Here is a 16,990-nt window from a genome sequence, read left to right as displayed (position 1 = left end):
ATGCTCTCCTTGCCCCCGTGATTTAGACGAGTTCGCGCTTTCGTCCAGCCTCGAAACCCTCCGAAAGTCGAGGTGCGACACTGCCGCCCCCGGCTTCTTCCGGTGCAGCTGCCTCTGGCCAGCCTGGCCACAGTCTTGCTAGTCTGGAGCCGTTCTCAAGACATAAGGGCGCCCCGATGACGAAGCTCACCCGCCGCAAGGCTCTCGGCGTCCTGGCGGCGCCTGCCACGCTTGCCGCGACCGCCCCCGTGGCGATGGCGCAGCAGCCGGCACCGAGCTTCACGCTGCTGCTGCTCAACGACATCTACAAGATGAGCGACGACAAGGGCCGTGGCGGCTTCGCCCGCGCTTCCGGCATCGCCAAGGCCGAACGGGCCAAGGGCGTGCCGGTGTTGTTCTGCCATGCCGGCGATTGCTACTCGCCCTCGCTGATGTCGGGCTTCGACCAGGGCGCGCATATCGTCGCGATGCAGAACAAGATGGGCATCGACGTCTTCGTGCCCGGCAATCACGAGTTCGATTTCGGCAAGGACAACTATCTCAAGCTGACGGCGGCGCAGAATTACCCGACATTCGCCGCGAACCTGCGCGATGCCGCCGGCAACACGCTGCCGCAGCACAAGGATTCACAGGTCTTCGAGCTCGGCGGCATCAAGGTCGGCGTCATCGGCACGACCTATGACCCGACGCCGCAGCTCTCCAATCCCGGCGACCTGCAATTCTCCTCGACGATGGAGGCGCTGCGCCGCGAGGCCAAGGCGCTGAAGGGGCAGGGCGCCGACATCCTCGTCGCCGTGGTCCATGCCGACCGCGCCATGGATTACGAGATCGTACGCTCGCGCGTGGTCGATATCGTGCTCACCGGCCACGATCACGACCTTGCCATCGCCTATGACGGCAAGGTGGTGATGGTCGAGTCGAACGAGGAGGGCAATTACGTCACCGCCATCGACATCGCGGTCAGCGTCCGGGGCGAGGGCGCGGCGCGGCAGGTTTCATGGACGCCGACCTTCCGCGTCAACGATTCCCGCTCGGCGACGCCGGATCCGGATGTCGCCGCCATCGTGAAGGGCTACGAGGCGGAGCTCTCGAAAGAGCTCGACATCGATATCGCGACGCTCGCCGCGCCGCTCGATTCCCGCACCGGCGTGATCCGCACGCAGGAAACCGCGATCGGCAACCTGATCGCCGACGCGATCCGCTCAGCGACCGGCGCCCAGCTCGCCATCACCAATGCCGGCGGCATCCGCGCCAACAAGCAATATGCCGCCGGGCACAAGCTGACGCGCCGCGACGTGCTGAGCGAACTGCCTTTCGGCAATGCCACCGTGATGGTGGAGATCACCGGCAAGGACGTGAAGGACGCGATCGAGAACGGGTTGCGCGACGCGCCGCAGGGTGCCGGCCGCTTCCCCGTCGTCTCCGGGCTCAAGTTCGAGGCCGATCTCAAGCAGCCGCAGGGTTCGCGCGTCACGGCGGTCACGGTCGACGGCAAGCCGATCGATCCCGCGGCCAAGTACACCGTCGCGTCCAACAACTTCATGCTGGAAGGCGGCGACGGCTATACGGCGCTCGGCCGTGGCAAGACGCTGCTCGGCCTCACCGACGGCAAGCTGATGGCGAACGAGGTGATGGTCTATGTTCGCAAGCTCGGCACGGTCGATGCCAAGGTCGAGGGTCGGGCGGTCCTGAAGTGAATTGCAGCGAGGCGCTCGCGGCCTTTCTGGCGAGCGCGGCTTCGGAGGGCTGGCGGGATTTGCCGGTCTTCGCTGCCGATGGGGCTGCCGGGCGCGCTTGCGCCGCCGTCGATGCCGAGCGGGCGGTCGGCGAGGTGGTGGCGCCGGCTCCCGAGCGCGTCTTCGCCGCGCTGGCGCTGACGCAGCTCGATACGGTCAGGGCGGTCATCCTTGGGCAGGACCCCTATCCGACGCCGGGCCATGCCAACGGGCTCGCCTTTTCCTATGTCGGGCCGCCGCCGCTGCCGCGCTCGCTGGTGAATATCTACAAGGAGCGGGTAGCCGATCTGGATGAGCCGGCTCCTGCCGATGGAGACCTGACGCGTTGGGCGAAGCAGGGCGTTCTCCTGCTCAACACGGCACTGACGGTGCGGGAAGGCGCGAGCAAGGCAGGTTCGCACCTGTCGCTCGGCTGGGGCGCGGTGACGGATGCGGTGATCGCGGCGGTCTCGCGCGAGCGGCCGCATGTCGCCTTCCTGCTTTGGGGCGCGCCGGCTCAGGCGAAGCGCCCCCTGATCGACGAGAGCCGCCATCTGGTCATCGCCAGCGCGCATCCCTCGCCCCTGTCGGCAAGGCGGGGCTTTTTCGGCTCGAAACCGTTCAGCCGTGCCAATGCCTGGCTGAAAGGGCAGGGGGAGAAGCCGGTTGCGTGGTGAAGCGCACTAGCGTCATGCTCGGGCTTGACCCGAGCATCTCGTGCAGGAAAGGCGCCTTACCCGGCAAGAGATTCTCGGGTCGAAGCTCTGCTTCGCCCGAGAATGACGGCCAGGTTCACCCGACCGGCCGCTCGTCCGCGATGACCTTGCCGTCGTTCGGCAGCGCGCCGAGCGGCAGGATTTCCACGGCCCCCTTCAGCTTCGTCACCTGCTGCAAGGTCGAGGAGACCGCGTCGACGAAGCCTGCAGGCTCGGCATAAATCTCCGCCTTCAGCGTCATCGTATCGGTCTCGTTGGCGCGGCCGACGACGAGGCGGAGCTTGGCGATCTCGGCATGGCGCTTGGCGATTTCGGCGACTTGCTCGGGGCGCACGAACATGCCCTTGATCTTGGCGGTCTGGTCGGCGCGGCCCATCCAGCCCTTGATACGGGTGTTGCTGCGCCCGCAGGCGCTCGCGCCCGGCAGCACGGCGGTGAGATCGCCGACCGCGAGCCTGATCTGGGGATGATGCGGGTCGAGATTGGTGATCACGACCTCGCCGACCTCACCCTCCGGGACGGGATCGCCGGTGCCCGGCCGAACGATCTCGACGATTAGATTTTCGTTCAGCACCATGCCTTCGTGGGCCGGGGTCTCATAGGCGATGACGCCGACATCGGCGGTGGCATAGAGCTGGTAGGCGTCGATGCCGCGCTCTCGGACCCAGGCCTGAAGCGAGGGCGGGAAGGCGGCGCCGGAAACCACCGCGCGCTTGAGCGAGGAGATGTCGACGCCGCGCGTCTCGGCCGCCTCGATCAGTATCTTCAGGAAATCGGGCGTGCCGGCATAGGCGCTCGGGCGATAGGCGGAGATCACCTCCATCTGCTGCTCGGTATTGCCGGGGCCGGCCGGGATCACGGCGCAGCCGAGCGCGCGGGCGGCCGAATCCATGATGAAGCCGCCGGGCGTCAGGTGATAGCTCAGCGTGTTCAGGACGATATCGCCCGGCCGGAAACCGGCGGCAAAGAGGCCGCGCGCGGCGCCCCAGCTGTCGATCGCGGTGCCCTCGGGTTCGAAGATCGGGCCCGGAGAGGTGAAGAGCCGGCCGAAGGAGCCGGGCGGTTCCGCGACGAAGCCACCGAAGGGCAGGGCGGCTTTCTGCAACGCAGGCAGTTCCGCCTTGCGCAGGATCGGCAGGCTGGCCAGCGCCTTGCGGTCGGTGATCGTGGTGGGGTCGATGCCGGCGAGCCGCTCGGCATAGGCCGGTGCCCTTACGGCTGCTGCCAGCACCGCCGGCAGGCGGGCGAAGAGATCGGCCTCGCGCGCGGCAGGCGAGCGGGTTTCGAGCGCGTCGTGGTGCTCTGTCATGGCGGGGTCTCGTCTGTCGGGGTGCGGTGTCGGATCGCTTGGGGTCACGACAGCCAGCGCTTGCGGCGCTTGTAGCTCTTCACCTCGCGGAAGGACTTCTTGTTGCCCTCGGCGACGCCGAGATAGAATTCCTTCACGTCCTCGTTCTCGCGCAGCATCCTGGCCTCGCCGTCCATGACGACGCGGCCGGTCTCCATGATGTAGCCGTAGGTCGCGTAGCGCAGCGCCATGTTGGTGTTCTGCTCGGCGACGAGGAAGGAGACGCCCTCGTCGGCATTGAGCTGGCGGACGATCTCGAAGATCTCCTCGACGATCTGCGGGGCGAGGCCCATCGAGGGTTCGTCGAGCAGGATCATCTTGGGGTTCGACATCATCGCCCTGCCGATGGCGCACATCTGCTGCTCGCCGCCGGAGGTGTAGCCGGCCTGCGACGAGCGACGCTGCTTCAGGCGCGGGAACAGCGTGTAGATCTTCTCGAGGTCGCGCTTGATCGCGGCATTGCCGTCGCGGCGGGTGAAGGCGCCGGTCAGCAGGTTCTCCTCGATCGAGAGATGGCCGAAGCAGTGCCGGCCTTCCATGACCTGGATGCAGCCGCGCCGCACCAGCTCGTTCGGGGACATCTTGTCGACGCGCTCGCCGTCGAAGACGATCGAGCCCTTGGTGACCTCGCCGCGCTCGGCCTTGAGCAGGTTGGAGATCGCCTTCAGCGTCGTGGTCTTGCCGGCGCCGTTGGCGCCGAGGATCGCGACGATGCCCGCGCGCGGCACGGTGAGCGAGACGCCCTTCAGCACCAGCACGACATGGTCGTAGATGACCTCGATATTGTTGAGCGACAGGATGGTGTCGCTCGCGGTCGTTGCGGCTGGCTTTTCGAGGGTGGCGGTCGACATCGGCCTCTCCCGGACAATCGGTATCGAAGGGGTGCCGGCGGCGGGTATCCGCCGCCGGCTGCCGTCAGATCAGGACGACTTCTCGCAGGACTCGGTGCGCTTCGGCCAATTGCCGGCCTTCTCGACATAGTCCTTGGCGTTGGACTCGATCAGCGGCCGGACCTCGTCCTTCAGAGGCTCGACCCAGTCGCCCTTCTTGGTCCACTTGGTGCCGTCCCACTCGGAGACGAACATCTTGCTGTGGCCGGAATGGTCGGTGCAGGAGATCGTGGTCGGCGTGACGAAGCCGCCGAGGCCGATCTCCTTGAGGCGAGCCTCGGTCAGGTTGAGCGATTCGAGGCCGCGGCGCATGTCCTCGGAATTGATCACCTTCTTGCCGGTGAGCTTCTGCGCGTTGCGGATGCCCTCGACGACGAGCATCGCGTTGTAGACGCCGCGGTTGTAGAGCGCTTCGCCGACCTTCTCCTTCGGCGTCGTGCTCTTGCCCTTGTCGACGACGTGCTTGAGGATGTCCTGCATCGCGGGCGCCTCGGTGCCGGCGAGCGTCCAGCTCAGCGACTTGTAGCCCTTGGCCTGCTCGCCACCGGCGCGGGCATCGTCATCGCCGCCGGCCCACCAGACGCCGACCAACTTGTTCATCGGGAAGTTGTTCTTGGCCGCTTCCTTGACCGCGGTCGGGTTCATCGCGCCCCAGCCCTGGTTGTAGAGATAGTCCGGCCGGTCACGGCGGATCGAGAGCCAGAGCGAGCCCTGGTTCTGCATGTCGGCGGCGGCCACCGGATAGAGCTTCAGCTCGAAGCCGTATTTCTTGGCGAGGTTCTCGAGAACCGGGATCGGCTCCTTGCCGAAGGGCGCGTCGAGATGGATCAGGCCGAGCTTCTTGCCCTTGAGCTTGTCCATGCCGCCGAGCTCGGCCGCCATGTGCTTCACCATGACGGAGGCGCCGTCCCAGTAAGTGAAGGGCGGGATGAAGACCCAGGGGAAGTTCGTGCCGTCGGCCGAGGAAGACAGGCCGTAGGCCATCGACAGGATCGGGATCTTGTCGACATGGGCGCGCGGGATCGCGGCGAGCGTCGCGCCCGTCGACCAGGGCGAGTAGACGATGGTGTTCTTCGACTTGGCCTGCTCGTAGCACTCGATCGACTTCTTGGTGTCGTAGCCGGTCTCGCATTCCTCGTAGATGACCTTGACGCCGTTCACGCCGCCGTCGCGCTCGTTGATCATCGTGATGTAGTCGCGCATGCCGTCGCCGATCGGGATGCCCGAGCCCGAGAACGGGCCGGTGCGATAGGCATTGTTGGCGAAGTAGACGCTGTCCTGCGCCATCGCCGGGGCGAGCGCGCCGGCGGCGAACAGGGCTCCGAGCGCGGCACCCTTCAACAGATTGCTGGTCTTCATGGACTTCCTCCGTTCGTTTCCTCCCGACCAGACTGCTGTCGGATCGGTCTTTATCCGCCGGCGCTTCATTGTCGCCGGTCGTTTCTTGGGTCTCTCCCCCAGCCTCAATAGGGGAAGGGCCACGTCCGCAATTTCTGCTTCCCGATCTGCCAGAGCCTGGCAAGGCCGTGCGGCTCGACGATCAGGAAGGTGATGATCAGCGCGCCGACCAGCATGAAGGTGACGTGCTCGGCAGCGGCGCCGGCAATCGGGACGCCGAGCGCCGGCAGGCCGAATTTCAGCGCCGTCGGCAGGATCGAGAGGAAGGCCGCGCCGAAGAAGGAGCCGATCAGGGAGCCGAGGCCGCCGATGATGACCATGAACAGGATGTTGAAGGACAGGCGGATCGAGAACACGTCGGCCGCCTCGCCGCCGCCGTACCAGAGGAAGATCATCATCGCGCCGGCAACGCCGCAGAAATAGGAGGAGACGGCGAAAGCGGCGAGCTTGGCGTTGAGCAGCTTGATGCCCATCAGCTCGGCGGCGATGTCCATGTCGCGCACCGCCATCCAGGAGCGGCCGAGCTTGCCGTGGACGATGTTGGAGGCGAACCAGGTCAGCACCACGACGAGACCGAGGCAGACGAAATAGCGCGTCTCCGGCGTCGCGGCCGCGCCCGTCAGCGGGATGTTGAACAGCGTGCGCTGCGGCACCTCGATCGCGCCGGAGGCGTTGTAATTGAACAACCACGGCACGCGCACGAAGGCCCATTGCAGGAAGAACTGCGCGGCGAGCGTGGCGACCGCAAGGTAGAAGCCCTTGATGCGCAAAGAGGGCAGGCCGAAAAGCACGCCGATGCCGGCCGAGAACAGCCCCGAGACGAGGATCAGGACGATGATGTTCACGCCCGGAAAGAAGGTGGTCAGCTTGTAGCAGCTATAGGCGCCGACCCCCATGAAAGCGGCGGTGCCGAGCGAGATCAACCCGGTATAGCCGGTGAGGATATTGAGCCCGATCGCCGCCAGCGAGAAGACCAGGAAGGGGATCATCACCGAGGCGATGAAGAAGTCGCTGCCCAGGAAGGGGATGGCGACGAGAGCGATCGCCAGGATCACGGCGATGCCGATCCGGTCCTCCTTCAGGGGGAAGACCGCCATGTCGGCTGAATAGGTGGATTTGTATTGACCGGCCTCGCGGTAGAGCATGTCGTCCGGCTCCTCAGATACGTTCGATGATCTTGTCGCCGAACAGGCCCTGCGGCCGGAACAGCAGGAAGCCCAGCGCGATGAAATAGGCGAGCCAGCTCTCGATGCCGCCACCGATCAGCGGGCCCCAGTAGAACTCGCCGAGCTTCTCGCCGATGCCGATGATCAGGCCGCCGACAATGGCGCCGGGGATCGAGGTGAAGCCGCCGAGGATCAGCACCGGCAGGGCCTTGAGCGCCACGATCTCCAGCGCGAAGGAGACGTCCGAGCGGGCGCCCCACATGATGCCGGTGATCAGGGCGACGATGCCGGCGGTGAACCAGACGATGACCCAGATCTGGTTCAGCGAGATGCCGACCGAGAGCGCCGCCTTGTGGCTGTCGGCCACTGCTCGCAGAGCCCTTCCGATGCGGGTGTACTGGAAGAAGGCGGCGAGCGCGGCGATCATCAGCGAGGCGATGAGGGCGGCGGCGATGTCGATCTTCTGCAGCGAGACCAGCCCGCCGAGAATCTGCAGGTCGACCGCGCCCTTGGGCAGATAGAGCTGCTCGGCGATCATCTGCTTGGGATTGCCGCCGAAGAGCGATTCACCGAACCCGATCAGGAAATAGGTGATGCCGAAGGTCGCCATGAACAGGATGATGTCGGGCTGGTTCACCAGCGGGCGCAGCACCACGCGCTCGATGGTGACGGCGAGCGCGAACATCACGCCGAGCGTCAGGATGACCGCGAGGAAGGCCGGGACGCCCTTCTCATAGAGGCCGACCAGCGTCAGCGCCGCGAACACCACCATGATGCCCTGGGCGAAATTGAACACGCCCGAGGCCTTGAAGATCAGCACGAAGCCAAGCGCGATCAGGGCATAGAGCACGCCGGAGACGAGCCCTTCCCAGACCGTCTGCACCAGCAGGTCGGGCGCCTGCACCATCTGCTGGAACGGGTCGACGAAGATCGCATAGAGCGTGTTGGAGGTGTCGAGCCGGACGCCGATCGCAAGCGCGGCGACGATGGCCGCGAGGATCAGCCCGGCCTTGACCAACGGGTTGGCCAGAAGGTTCGGGGCGGGGCGGGTGGCGATGTCGCTCATGTCTCCACGCTCCTCAATGCGCCACGCCGAGATAGGCATCGATGACGCGCTGGTCGGCCTTGACCTCTTCAGGCGTGCCGTCGGCGATCTTGCGGCCGTATTCGAGCACGACGACGCGATCGGACAGGTCCATGACCACGCCCATGTCGTGCTCGATCAGGGCGATCGTCGTGCCGAACTGGTTGTTCACGTCGAGGATGAAGCGGCACATGTCCTCCTTCTCCTCGAGGTTCATGCCGGCCATCGGCTCGTCGAGCAGGAGCAGCTCCGGCTCCATGGCGAGCGCGCGGCCAAGCTCGACGCGCTTCTGCAGGCCGTAGGGCAATTTGCCGACCGGCAGTTTGCGGATGTGCTCGATCTGCAGGAAGTCGATGATGTCCTCGACGACGCGGCGATGCGCGATCTCCTCCTGCATCGCCGGGCCATGGCGCAGCGCCTGCCAGAAGAAGCCCTTCTTCATCTTGAGCGTGCGGCCGGTCATGATGTTGTCGAGCGTCGACATGCCCTTGAACAGCGCGACGTTCTGGAAGGTGCGGGCGATGCCGCCGGCAGCGGCGCGGTGCGGGCGCATCTTGGCGCGGCGCTCACCCTTGAAGACGATCTGGCCTTCCTGCGGCTGGTAGAAACCGTTGATGCAGTTGAGCATCGAGGTCTTGCCGGCGCCGTTCGGCCCGATGATGGCGCGAATCTCGCCCTTGCGGATGTCGAAGGAGACATCGGTGATCGCCTTCACGCCGCCGAAGCGCAGCGAGATGTTCTCGACCGAGAGCAGAACCTCGCCCTTGGCGCGGATGGGAGTGCCCGTCACGTTCATCGGCTCCGCGTTCATGCCGCCTTCGCCGGCGACGGCGCCTCCTGCCCGGTCGGGTAGATCTTGGCGTCGCGCACCTTGACGCGGGCCGAGATCACGCCCTTGCGGCCGTCCTCGAAAGTCACTTCGGTCGAGATGTCGGCAGCGTCCGAGCCGTCATAGAGCGCGGTGACCAGCGGGGCGTAGCGCTCGGCGATGAAGCCGCGCCGGACCTTCTGGGTGCGGGTGAGCTCGCCGTCGTCGGCGTCGAGTTCCTTGTGCAGGATCAGGAAGCGCTTGATCTGGGCGCCGCCCATCATCGGTTCGGAGGCGAGCGAGCGGTTCACCTCGTCGACATGCTTCGCGATCATGTCGTAGACGAGATCGTGGCCGGCGAGCTCCTGATAGGACGCGTAGACCACGTTGTTGCGCTCGGCCCAGTTGCCGACGGCGATGAGGTCGATATTGAGCGCGACGGTGGCATGGTCGCGGCCCTGGCCGAAGGCGACGGCTTCCTTGATGTTCGGATAGAACTTGAGTTTGTTCTCGATGTATTTCGGCGGGAACAGCTCGCCATTCGCGAGCTTGCCGACATCCTTGGCGCGGTCGATGATCTTGAGATGGCCGCCTTCGTCGAAGAAGCCGGCATCGCCGGAGCGGACATAGCCGTCGGCGGTCATGGTCTCGGCGGTCTTGTCCGGGTCCTTGTAATAGCCACCGAAGATCGAGGGCGAGCGGTAGAGCACCTCGCCATTGTCGTCGATGCGGATCTCGACCATCGGCGCCGGCTTGCCGACCGTGTCGGCCTTGATCTCGCCGTTGGGCTGCATGGTGATGTAGACGCCGGCCTCGGTCTGGCCGTAGAGCTGCTTCAGGTTGACGCCGATCGAGCGATAGAAGCGGAAAAGCTCGGGGCCGATCGCCTCGCCGGCGGTGTAGCCGACCTTGATATTGGTCAGGCCGAAGCGGTTGCGCAGCGGGCCATAGACCAGCCAATCGCCGAGCTTGTAGAGCAGGCGGCCCTTCAGCGGCACGCTCTCGCCGTTCAGGATCTGCTCGCCATAGCGCTTCGCGACATCCAGGAAGTAGTGGAACATCTTCCGCTTCAGGCGGCCTGCATCCTCCATGCGCACCATGGTCACGGTCAGCATGTTCTCGAAGACGCGCGGCGGGGCGAAGGCGTAGGTCGTGCCGACCTCGCGGCGATCGTCGATCACCGTGTCCGGGCTTTCCGGGCAGTTGACGCAGAAGCCGGCCAGCATCGCCTGCGCGTAGGAAAAGACGTGGTCGCCGACCCAGGCGATCGGCAGATAGGCGATGACCTCGTCGGTCTCGTTGAGGCCGTCGAAGCCGCAGCCGATCTCGGCGGCGATCAGCACGTTGTAATGGCTGAGCATCACGCCCTTGGGCCGCCCGGTGGTGCCGGAGGTGTAGAGGATGATGCCGAGATCGGAGCCCTGGCCCTGTTCCATCTCGCGGGCAAGCGCGGCTTGCGCCTGCGGGTCCTTCAGCGCCTTGGCGCCGTCAGCGATCACGGTCTCGATGGCGTGGAGCTTGCCGTGGTCGTAGTCACGCAGGCCGCGCGGCTCGTCATAGAGCATGTGCCGGAGGTGGGGCAGGCGCTCAGTGATCGAGAGCAGCTTGTCGACCTGCTCCTGGTCCTGCACCACTGCGAAAACCGCCTCGGCATGGTCGAGGACATAGGCCATCTCCTCGGCGACGCCATCGGCATAGACCGGGACCGGAATCGCGCCGATCCATTGCGCCGCGCACATCGACCAGTAGAGCCGCGGACGGTTCTGGCCGATGATCGCGACCTTCTCGCCACGCTTCAGGCCGAGATCTGCCAAGCCCTTGGCGAAGTTGCGGACATGCTCCGCGACCTCCGCCCAGTTCCAGGACTGCCAGATGCCGAGATCCTTGTGGCGGAAGGCGACGCGCGAGGCGCGCTCCTTCGCGTTGCGCAACAGCAATTTCGGAAAGGTATCCGCCTGGCCGGCGGTGCCGCTTGCCACGATTGCGTTCTCCCTGTCGAGCCGCCATGCGTCGTGGCGACTTCCGCGGGCCGGTTTCCGGCCTCGTTCTCATGCAAGACTTGCAGGCGGCCATCATCCTTGCAAGGACCCGCTTGACAGACAATTCGCCTTTTGGTGACTATTGTCCCGCCGAAGTTTGCTTTTCACGCAGTTGTGTTGCGCGGCTTTTCTGCTTCAGTCCTGATCTTCCTCACGAATTCGGCAGAATGAATCGGCGGGCGGAGCCGTGTCCGCGGCGATGGCGGACCGACTCATGCTTCATCATCTGTCTTTCGGTGTTGCCGATATCGCGCGTGCCTGCGCCTTCTACGACGCGGTGCTGGCGCCGCTCGGTTATGTCAGGGTCTGGCAGGATCTGCGACCGGGCGAAGCCGGGCAGGCGGTCGGCTACGGTGTGCCGGGCGGGGGCGACAAGCTCGCGCTGAAGCACAGGCCTGAGGGGCAGACGCCGCCGGGGCCGGGCTTCCATCTCGCCTTTGCCGCGCCGGATAGCGGGGCGGTCGATCGCTTCCACGAGGCTGCGCTTCGACATGGCGGGCGCGACAACGGCGCGCCTGGCCTGCGCGCGCATTACGGGCCGCATTACTACGCGGCCTTCGTGGTCGATCCGGACGGCTATGCGATCGAGGCGGTGTTCAACGAGCCGGTTTAGCCGTCGCTGCCGTGACTGAAATCTCCATCGGAGAGGTAGAACGGCCCACCATCCGGGGGATGATGGGCCGCTGAACCGTGGCGGGCGCTCGTCAGAAGCGCTCGTAGTGATGGCGCCGATAGCCATGAGCCGGTGCCCAGGGCGGCGGGCCACCGTGGCGACGGCCATAACCGTAGCCACGGTCATAGTCGCGGCCGTAGCGATGACGGCCATACCGGTCCTGCCGCTCCATGTTGCGCTCGATTTCCCACATGCGGTGTTCGCGGTTGTGGCGGGTGTATTCGGCGGGCAGGCGATCGAGAGCGTCGGCCTGCGGGAGCGTCACGGGCGCGGCTGCGGCGGGTGTTGCGGCGATCGCAGCGAGAGCAAGGCCAGCGGCTACAAGAATTCCACGCATGGTCGTCTCCTTCTCTTTCGACGTGCTTCATCAAAGCAAGTCCCGGCGCAATGTTACCTGAATGCCGGTGTTGGCTGCCGTTCAGATATGACGGCGCTGCTGCGCGGGCGAATGCTCCGACGCCCAGCCGGGATTCCCGCGGGTGGCGCGGACTTTCACAGGCTTGCAGGCGTGGAACGGATCGAGCCAATTGCCCCAGAGGCGGCGGGCGATGTCGGACTGGGCTGCAGCGTATTCGGCGATCTGGTCGTTGACCCGTTTCGTCATGAGGTCGAGGAGGCCAAACATAGGGGCGGTTCCTTTCTCAGCCGTGGCTGTTCGGGAGAAGGAACGCGCGAAACGCGATTTGGTGCCCTGCAACAATTTTCAACCTTCGTAGCGGGCGAGCCGGTCGAGGTCGCGGATAGTGACGCTGCCATGGCCGAGCTCGATCAGGCCGAGATCGGCGAGCTTCGCAAGGCCCTGATTGGCCATCTGGCGGGAGATGCCGGCGAGCATGCCAAGCTCCTCCTGCGAGATCGCCAGCGTGCGGCCGAGATCGGGATAGAGGATCGGGTTGAACAGCCAGGCGAGGTTACGGGCGAGGCGGCCGGTGGAATCGAGCGTGCGCTCGGTCTCGGCCAGCGAGATGAACTGCGCGAGGCGCTCGTTGAACTGGTGCACGAGGAAGCGGTTGAAGGCCGCCGAATGCTCGAACAGCCAGAGGAAAGTCGAGCGCCGCATCAGGGCAATCCGCGACTCGCGCAGCGCTACCAGCTCGTAGCGGCGCGCCTCGGCCTTGATCACCGTGCCCTCGCCGAACCAGGCGCCGGCGCGCAGGCCGGCGAGGGTCGCGGATTTCCCGGTCTTCGAGGTCGTCGCCATCTTGACCAGCCCCTCGGCCACGCCGGTCCAAGCCTCGAGCCGGTCGCCGACATGGCAGATCGAGGCACCCTTGCCGTAGCTCTTGAAGGAGATACCACGCCGCGCCTCCTCGAACTCGGCCTCGGACAGGTCGTGGGACCAGGAGGCGATGGCGCGCAGTTCCTCGGGGGTGATCAAGGTGGCGGTTGTCCGGGTTGCAGAAGCAGGCTTCGGGAGGCGTGGCGTCATTCTCGGGCGAAGCGGAGCGTAGACCCGAGAATCTCCTTCAGGAAGAGGCTCCTGAGCCTTCTTCTCACGAGATGCTCGGGTCAAGCCCGAGCATGACGGTGCGGAGCGCTGCCGGCTATTCCGCAGCCTGCGGCAAAGCGCTGGCAGGCGGCCCCTCGCGCAACTGCGCCAGCAGCATCGCCTCCTCGGCCTTTGCCGCTTTCAGATGCCGCTCCTTGACATGGCCGAAGCCGCGGATCTTTTCCGGGAGCGCGGCCAGCGCCACGCAGAGCGCGTGGTTCTCCGGCGCGAGACGGGTCAGCAGCTCATTCAACAGCGCCTCGTAATCCGCGATCAGCCGGCGCTCGGTGCGGCGCTCCTCGGTGTATCCGAAAATGTCGAAGGCGGTGCCGCGCAGGCCCTTGAGCTTCGCCAGCACGGAGAAGGCGCCCATCATCCAGGGACCGAAGCTCATCTTGCGCGGTAGACCTGTATTCGGATCGCGCCGTGCCAGCAGTGGCGGGGCGAGGTGGAACTCGTAGCGCAAGGGCTTGCCGTCGCCGGCTTCCGCCTCGAAGGTCGCGGCGACCTGCTTGCGGAAGGCGCCGTCGCTGTAGAGCCGGGCGACCTCGTATTCGTCCTTATAGGCCATCAGCTTGAAGAGGTTGCGGGCAACGGCCTCGCTGAGCGCCGTCTGGCCGGGCATCACCGCCGCTTCCCGCGTCTGGGCGCGGGCGACGAGATGGCGATAGCGCGCCGCATAGGCGGCATTCTGATAGGCGGTGAGGAAGGCGACGCGGCGCTCGATGATCTCTTCCAGCGTCTGCGAGAGCTGGCGGGCGGGCGTCGCGGCCTTGCTTTGCGAGAGGAGGCCGGCGAGGGCTTCGGGATCATGCGCGGCGCGGCGGCCGAGATCGAAGGCTTGCTTGTTCATGGCGACGGCCTCGCCATTGAGCTCGATCGCCTTGAGCAGGGCCTCGCGTGACAACGGCACCGCGCCGAGCTGCCAGGCATGGCCGAGCATGAACATGTTGGCGGCGATGGCATTGCCGAGAAAGGCGACGGCAGCGGCGGTCGCATCGATGAAATGCGTCTGCTCGCGGCCGGCGGCCGAGAGGATGGCGCGCTTCAGGCGCTCGGTCGGCAAGAAAAAATCGGCATTGCGGGTGAAGTCGCCCGGCAGGCTCTCGGCGGTGTTGACGATGACGGCGGCGCGCTCGGGCCGGATCGCGCCGAGCACCTTCTTCGAGCCGGTGACGGTGAGGTCGCAGCCGAGCACAAGATCGGCTTGACCGGCGGTGACGCGGATGGCGTGGATATCGTCCGGATGGGGCGCGAGCTTCACATGGCTGAAGACTGCGCCACCCTTCTGGGCGAGGCCGGCCATGTCGATCATGCCGCAGCCCTTGCCTTCGAGATGCGCGGCCATGCCGAGGATGGCGCCGATGGTGACGACGCCGGTGCCGCCGACGCCAGTGACGATCACCGCGAAGCTGCGGTCCAGCGCCGGCACGATCGGTTCGGGCAGTTCGGCTTCGCCGAGCGCCGAGGCATCGAGCCGGAGCGGGTCGGCTTTCTTGGGCTTTGCGCCATGGACCGTGACGAAGGACGGGCAGAAGCCCTTCACGCAGGAAAAGTCCTTGTTGCAGTTCGACTGGTCGATCTGGCGCTTGCGGCCGAATTCGGTCTCCAGCGGCTGGACCGAGACGCAGTTCGACTGCACGCCGCAATCGCCGCAGCCCTCGCAGACCAGCTCGTTGACGATCACGCGCTTGTCCGGGTCGGGATAGGCGCCGCGCTTGCGCCGCCTGCGCTTCTCGGTGGCGCAGGTCTGGTCGTAGAGCAGGAGCGAGACGCCGGAGGTCGCGGCCAATTCGCGCTGGACGGCGTCGAGCTCGTCGCGATGGTGCAGCGTCGTGCCGGCCGGCCATTGCGTGCCCGGCGGATATTTGCCGGGATCGTCGCTGACGACGGCGATGCGCTGCACGCCCTCGGCTGCGACCTGCCGGGCCATCTGGTCGGGCGTGAGATGGCCCTCGGCCTGCTGGCCGCCGGTCATCGCGACAGCGTCGTTATAGAGCAGCTTGTAGGTGAGGGTGACGCCGCTCGCGACGGCCCAGCGGATCGCGAGCGAGCCGGAATGGGTATAGGTGCCGTCGCCGAGATTCTGGAAGACATGGCCGCGCTTCGAGAACGGCGCCTCGCCGACCCAGTTGGCGCCTTCGCCGCCCATCTGGGTGAAGCCGGCGGTGTCGCGGTCCATCCACTGCACCATGTAATGGCAGCCGATGCCGGCATAAGCGCGTGAGCCCTCGGGCACGACGGTGGAGGAATTATGCGGGCAGCCCGAACAGAAATAGGGCGTGCGCCTGGCAATCTCCTGCGCTTCGGCGAGCCGGCCCTGCGCCGCGGCGATCTCCTCCAGCCGAGCGCGCAGCGCGGGATCGTCGCGGTATTGCAGCAGGCGGCCACCCAGCGCGATCGCGATATCGTTGGGGTCGAGCGCGCCATGAACGGGGAAGAGCCAGTCGCCGTTCTCGTCCTTCTTGCCGATGACCATCGGCTGGTGCTTGGCGCCGTAGAGCTCCTCGCGGACCTGCACCTCAATCAGCGAACGCTTCTCCTCGACCACCATGACGAGGTCCAGGCCTTTGGCGAAGGCCTTCAGCTCGGCCGGGTCGATCGGCCAGGGGCAGGCGAGCTTGAACAGGCGGATGCCGAGGTCATTGGCGCGGACCTCGTCGATGCCGAGATCGGCGAGCGCCTGCTGCACGTCGAGATAGGATTTGCCGACGGTGGCGATGCCGATGCGCGGCTTCTTGCCGCCCTGGGTGACGATGCGGTTCAGCCTGTTGGCGCGCAGATAGGCCAGCATCGCATCGCGCTTGTAGAGATGCATCCGGCGTTCCTGCTCGACGAAATCGAGCTCGCGGCGGATGGCGAGGCCGCCGGGCGGCGGGGTGTAATCGGTCGGAGCGACGATGGTGACGCGGTCGAGCGAACCGTCGATGGAGGCCGTCGATTCGATGTTATCCTTGACGCATTTGATGCCGACCCAGACCGAGGCGAAGCGCGACAGCGCGATACCGTGCAGGCCGTAATCGATGATCTCCTGCACGCCGGCCGGGTTGAGGATCGGCATCATCCGGTCGACCAGCACGAACTCGGTCTGATGGGCGTTGGTCGAGGATTCCGCCGTGTGATCGTCGCCCATCAGGCAGATCACGCCGCCCTTCGGATCGGTGCCAGCCATGTTGCCGTGGCGGAAGACGTCGCCGGAGCGGTCGACGCCGGGCCCCTTGCCGTACCAGAGCGCGAAGACACCATCATGCTTGCCTTCGCCGCTGAGCCCCGCTTGCTGCGTGCCCCAGATCGCGGTGGCGGCGAGGTCCTCGTTCAGGCCCGGCTGGAAAACGATGTTCGCGGCCCTGAGGGGCTTCGCGGCCCGCATCAACTGCTGGTCGAGCCCGCCGAGCGGGGAGCCGCGATAGCCGGAGACGAAGCCGGCGGTGTCGAGCCCGGCCTGCCGGTCACGCTCGCGCTGCATCAGCAGCATGCGGGCCACGGCTTGCGTGCCGGTGAGGAAGACTTCGCGCTTCTCGAGATCGTATTTGTCGTCGAGCGCGACCTCGCGCAATCCGATCTGCGGCAGCGCTCCCGCCTCGGTGCCGGATTTCCGTGGTGTCTCGGCCATGTTCGGCCTCCCGGATCATCGTTCCCGCCGACGGGCCGGTAATCCCGGCCT

Annotated in this window: 14 protein-coding genes; 3 read left to right on the top strand and 11 right to left on the bottom strand. The window is 66.1% G+C overall.

Annotated features, from left to right (window positions below):
* The first annotated feature begins 176 nt into the window (after window positions 1-176).
* Together AC3WMA_RS13750 and ung are read left to right on the top strand one after the other, a co-directional pair.
* Entirely contained in the window at window positions 177-1,697 is a 1,521-nt protein-coding gene (locus AC3WMA_RS13750; RefSeq protein WP_492285905.1) for a bifunctional metallophosphatase/5'-nucleotidase, read from the top strand.
* Complete coding sequence (gene ung, locus AC3WMA_RS13745) at window positions 1,694-2,392, top strand: uracil-DNA glycosylase (protein ID WP_492285904.1); 699 nt, start codon at window positions 1,694-1,696, stop codon at window positions 2,390-2,392. The genes AC3WMA_RS13750 and ung overlap by 4 nt, the downstream gene beginning before the upstream one ends.
* Window positions 2,393-2,507: 115 nt before the next feature.
* Here the strand turns inward: ung and AC3WMA_RS13740 are convergent, their stop codons facing one another.
* The 7 genes from AC3WMA_RS13740 to AC3WMA_RS13710 all read right to left on the bottom strand — a co-directional run bounded on the left by AC3WMA_RS13740 (window position 2,508) and on the right by AC3WMA_RS13710 (window position 11,107).
* Window positions 2,508-3,740 carry a phenylacetate--CoA ligase family protein gene (locus tag AC3WMA_RS13740; RefSeq protein ID WP_492285903.1) on the bottom strand — a complete coding sequence of 411 codons (1,233 nt, stop codon included), beginning with the start codon at window positions 3,738-3,740 and terminating at the stop codon, window positions 2,508-2,510.
* Between the two features lie 44 nt (window positions 3,741-3,784).
* Window positions 3,785-4,630, bottom strand: a complete 846-nt coding sequence (locus tag AC3WMA_RS13735; protein WP_492285902.1) for an ABC transporter ATP-binding protein — start codon at window positions 4,628-4,630, stop codon at window positions 3,785-3,787.
* Between the two features lie 69 nt (window positions 4,631-4,699).
* Complete coding sequence (locus AC3WMA_RS13730; protein WP_492285901.1) at window positions 4,700-6,028, bottom strand: ABC transporter substrate-binding protein; 1,329 nt, start codon at window positions 6,026-6,028, stop codon at window positions 4,700-4,702.
* A 104-nt stretch (window positions 6,029-6,132) separates the two neighbouring features.
* Window positions 6,133-7,212, bottom strand: a complete 1,080-nt coding sequence (locus tag AC3WMA_RS13725) for a branched-chain amino acid ABC transporter permease (protein ID WP_492285900.1) — start codon at window positions 7,210-7,212, stop codon at window positions 6,133-6,135.
* Window positions 7,213-7,225: 13 nt separating this feature from the next.
* On the bottom strand, window positions 7,226-8,140 hold the full coding sequence (locus AC3WMA_RS13720; RefSeq protein WP_336810493.1) for a branched-chain amino acid ABC transporter permease: 915 nt from the start codon (window positions 8,138-8,140) through the stop codon (window positions 7,226-7,228).
* A gap of 172 nt (window positions 8,141-8,312) precedes the next feature.
* A complete protein-coding gene (locus AC3WMA_RS13715; protein WP_492286107.1) occupies window positions 8,313-9,113 on the bottom strand; it encodes an ABC transporter ATP-binding protein in 801 nt (266 codons plus the stop codon).
* An 11-nt stretch (window positions 9,114-9,124) separates the two neighbouring features.
* Complete coding sequence (locus AC3WMA_RS13710) at window positions 9,125-11,107, bottom strand: AMP-dependent synthetase/ligase (RefSeq protein WP_492286106.1); 1,983 nt, start codon at window positions 11,105-11,107, stop codon at window positions 9,125-9,127.
* Window positions 11,108-11,378: 271 nt separating this feature from the next.
* Here AC3WMA_RS13710 and AC3WMA_RS13705 point away from each other — a divergent pair, with 271 nt between their 5' ends.
* Entirely contained in the window at window positions 11,379-11,777 is a 399-nt protein-coding gene (locus AC3WMA_RS13705) for a VOC family protein (RefSeq protein ID WP_492285899.1), read from the top strand.
* Between the two features lie 91 nt (window positions 11,778-11,868).
* Here AC3WMA_RS13705 and AC3WMA_RS13700 read toward each other — a convergent pair whose 3' ends face one another.
* From AC3WMA_RS13700 to AC3WMA_RS13685, 4 genes are all read right to left on the bottom strand, one after another.
* Window positions 11,869-12,174 (bottom strand): hypothetical protein, encoded by a 306-nt coding sequence (locus tag AC3WMA_RS13700; protein WP_492285898.1) that lies wholly within the window; start codon window positions 12,172-12,174, stop codon window positions 11,869-11,871.
* A gap of 81 nt (window positions 12,175-12,255) precedes the next feature.
* A complete protein-coding gene (locus AC3WMA_RS13695; RefSeq protein WP_492285897.1) occupies window positions 12,256-12,462 on the bottom strand; it encodes a hypothetical protein in 207 nt (68 codons plus the stop codon).
* A 78-nt stretch (window positions 12,463-12,540) separates the two neighbouring features.
* On the bottom strand, window positions 12,541-13,215 hold the full coding sequence (locus AC3WMA_RS13690) for a Crp/Fnr family transcriptional regulator (protein ID WP_454654673.1): 675 nt from the start codon (window positions 13,213-13,215) through the stop codon (window positions 12,541-12,543).
* Between the two features lie 166 nt (window positions 13,216-13,381).
* Window positions 13,382-16,939 carry an indolepyruvate ferredoxin oxidoreductase family protein gene (locus AC3WMA_RS13685; RefSeq protein ID WP_492285896.1) on the bottom strand — a complete coding sequence of 1,186 codons (3,558 nt, stop codon included), beginning with the start codon at window positions 16,937-16,939 and terminating at the stop codon, window positions 13,382-13,384.
* Window positions 16,940-16,990 lie beyond the last annotated feature (51 nt).

The organism is Allobosea sp. FW305-C-101 (assembly GCF_058783685.1).
The sequence above is the reverse complement of the archived record's forward strand: the minus strand, read 5'-3'. Positions and strand labels throughout refer to the sequence as shown.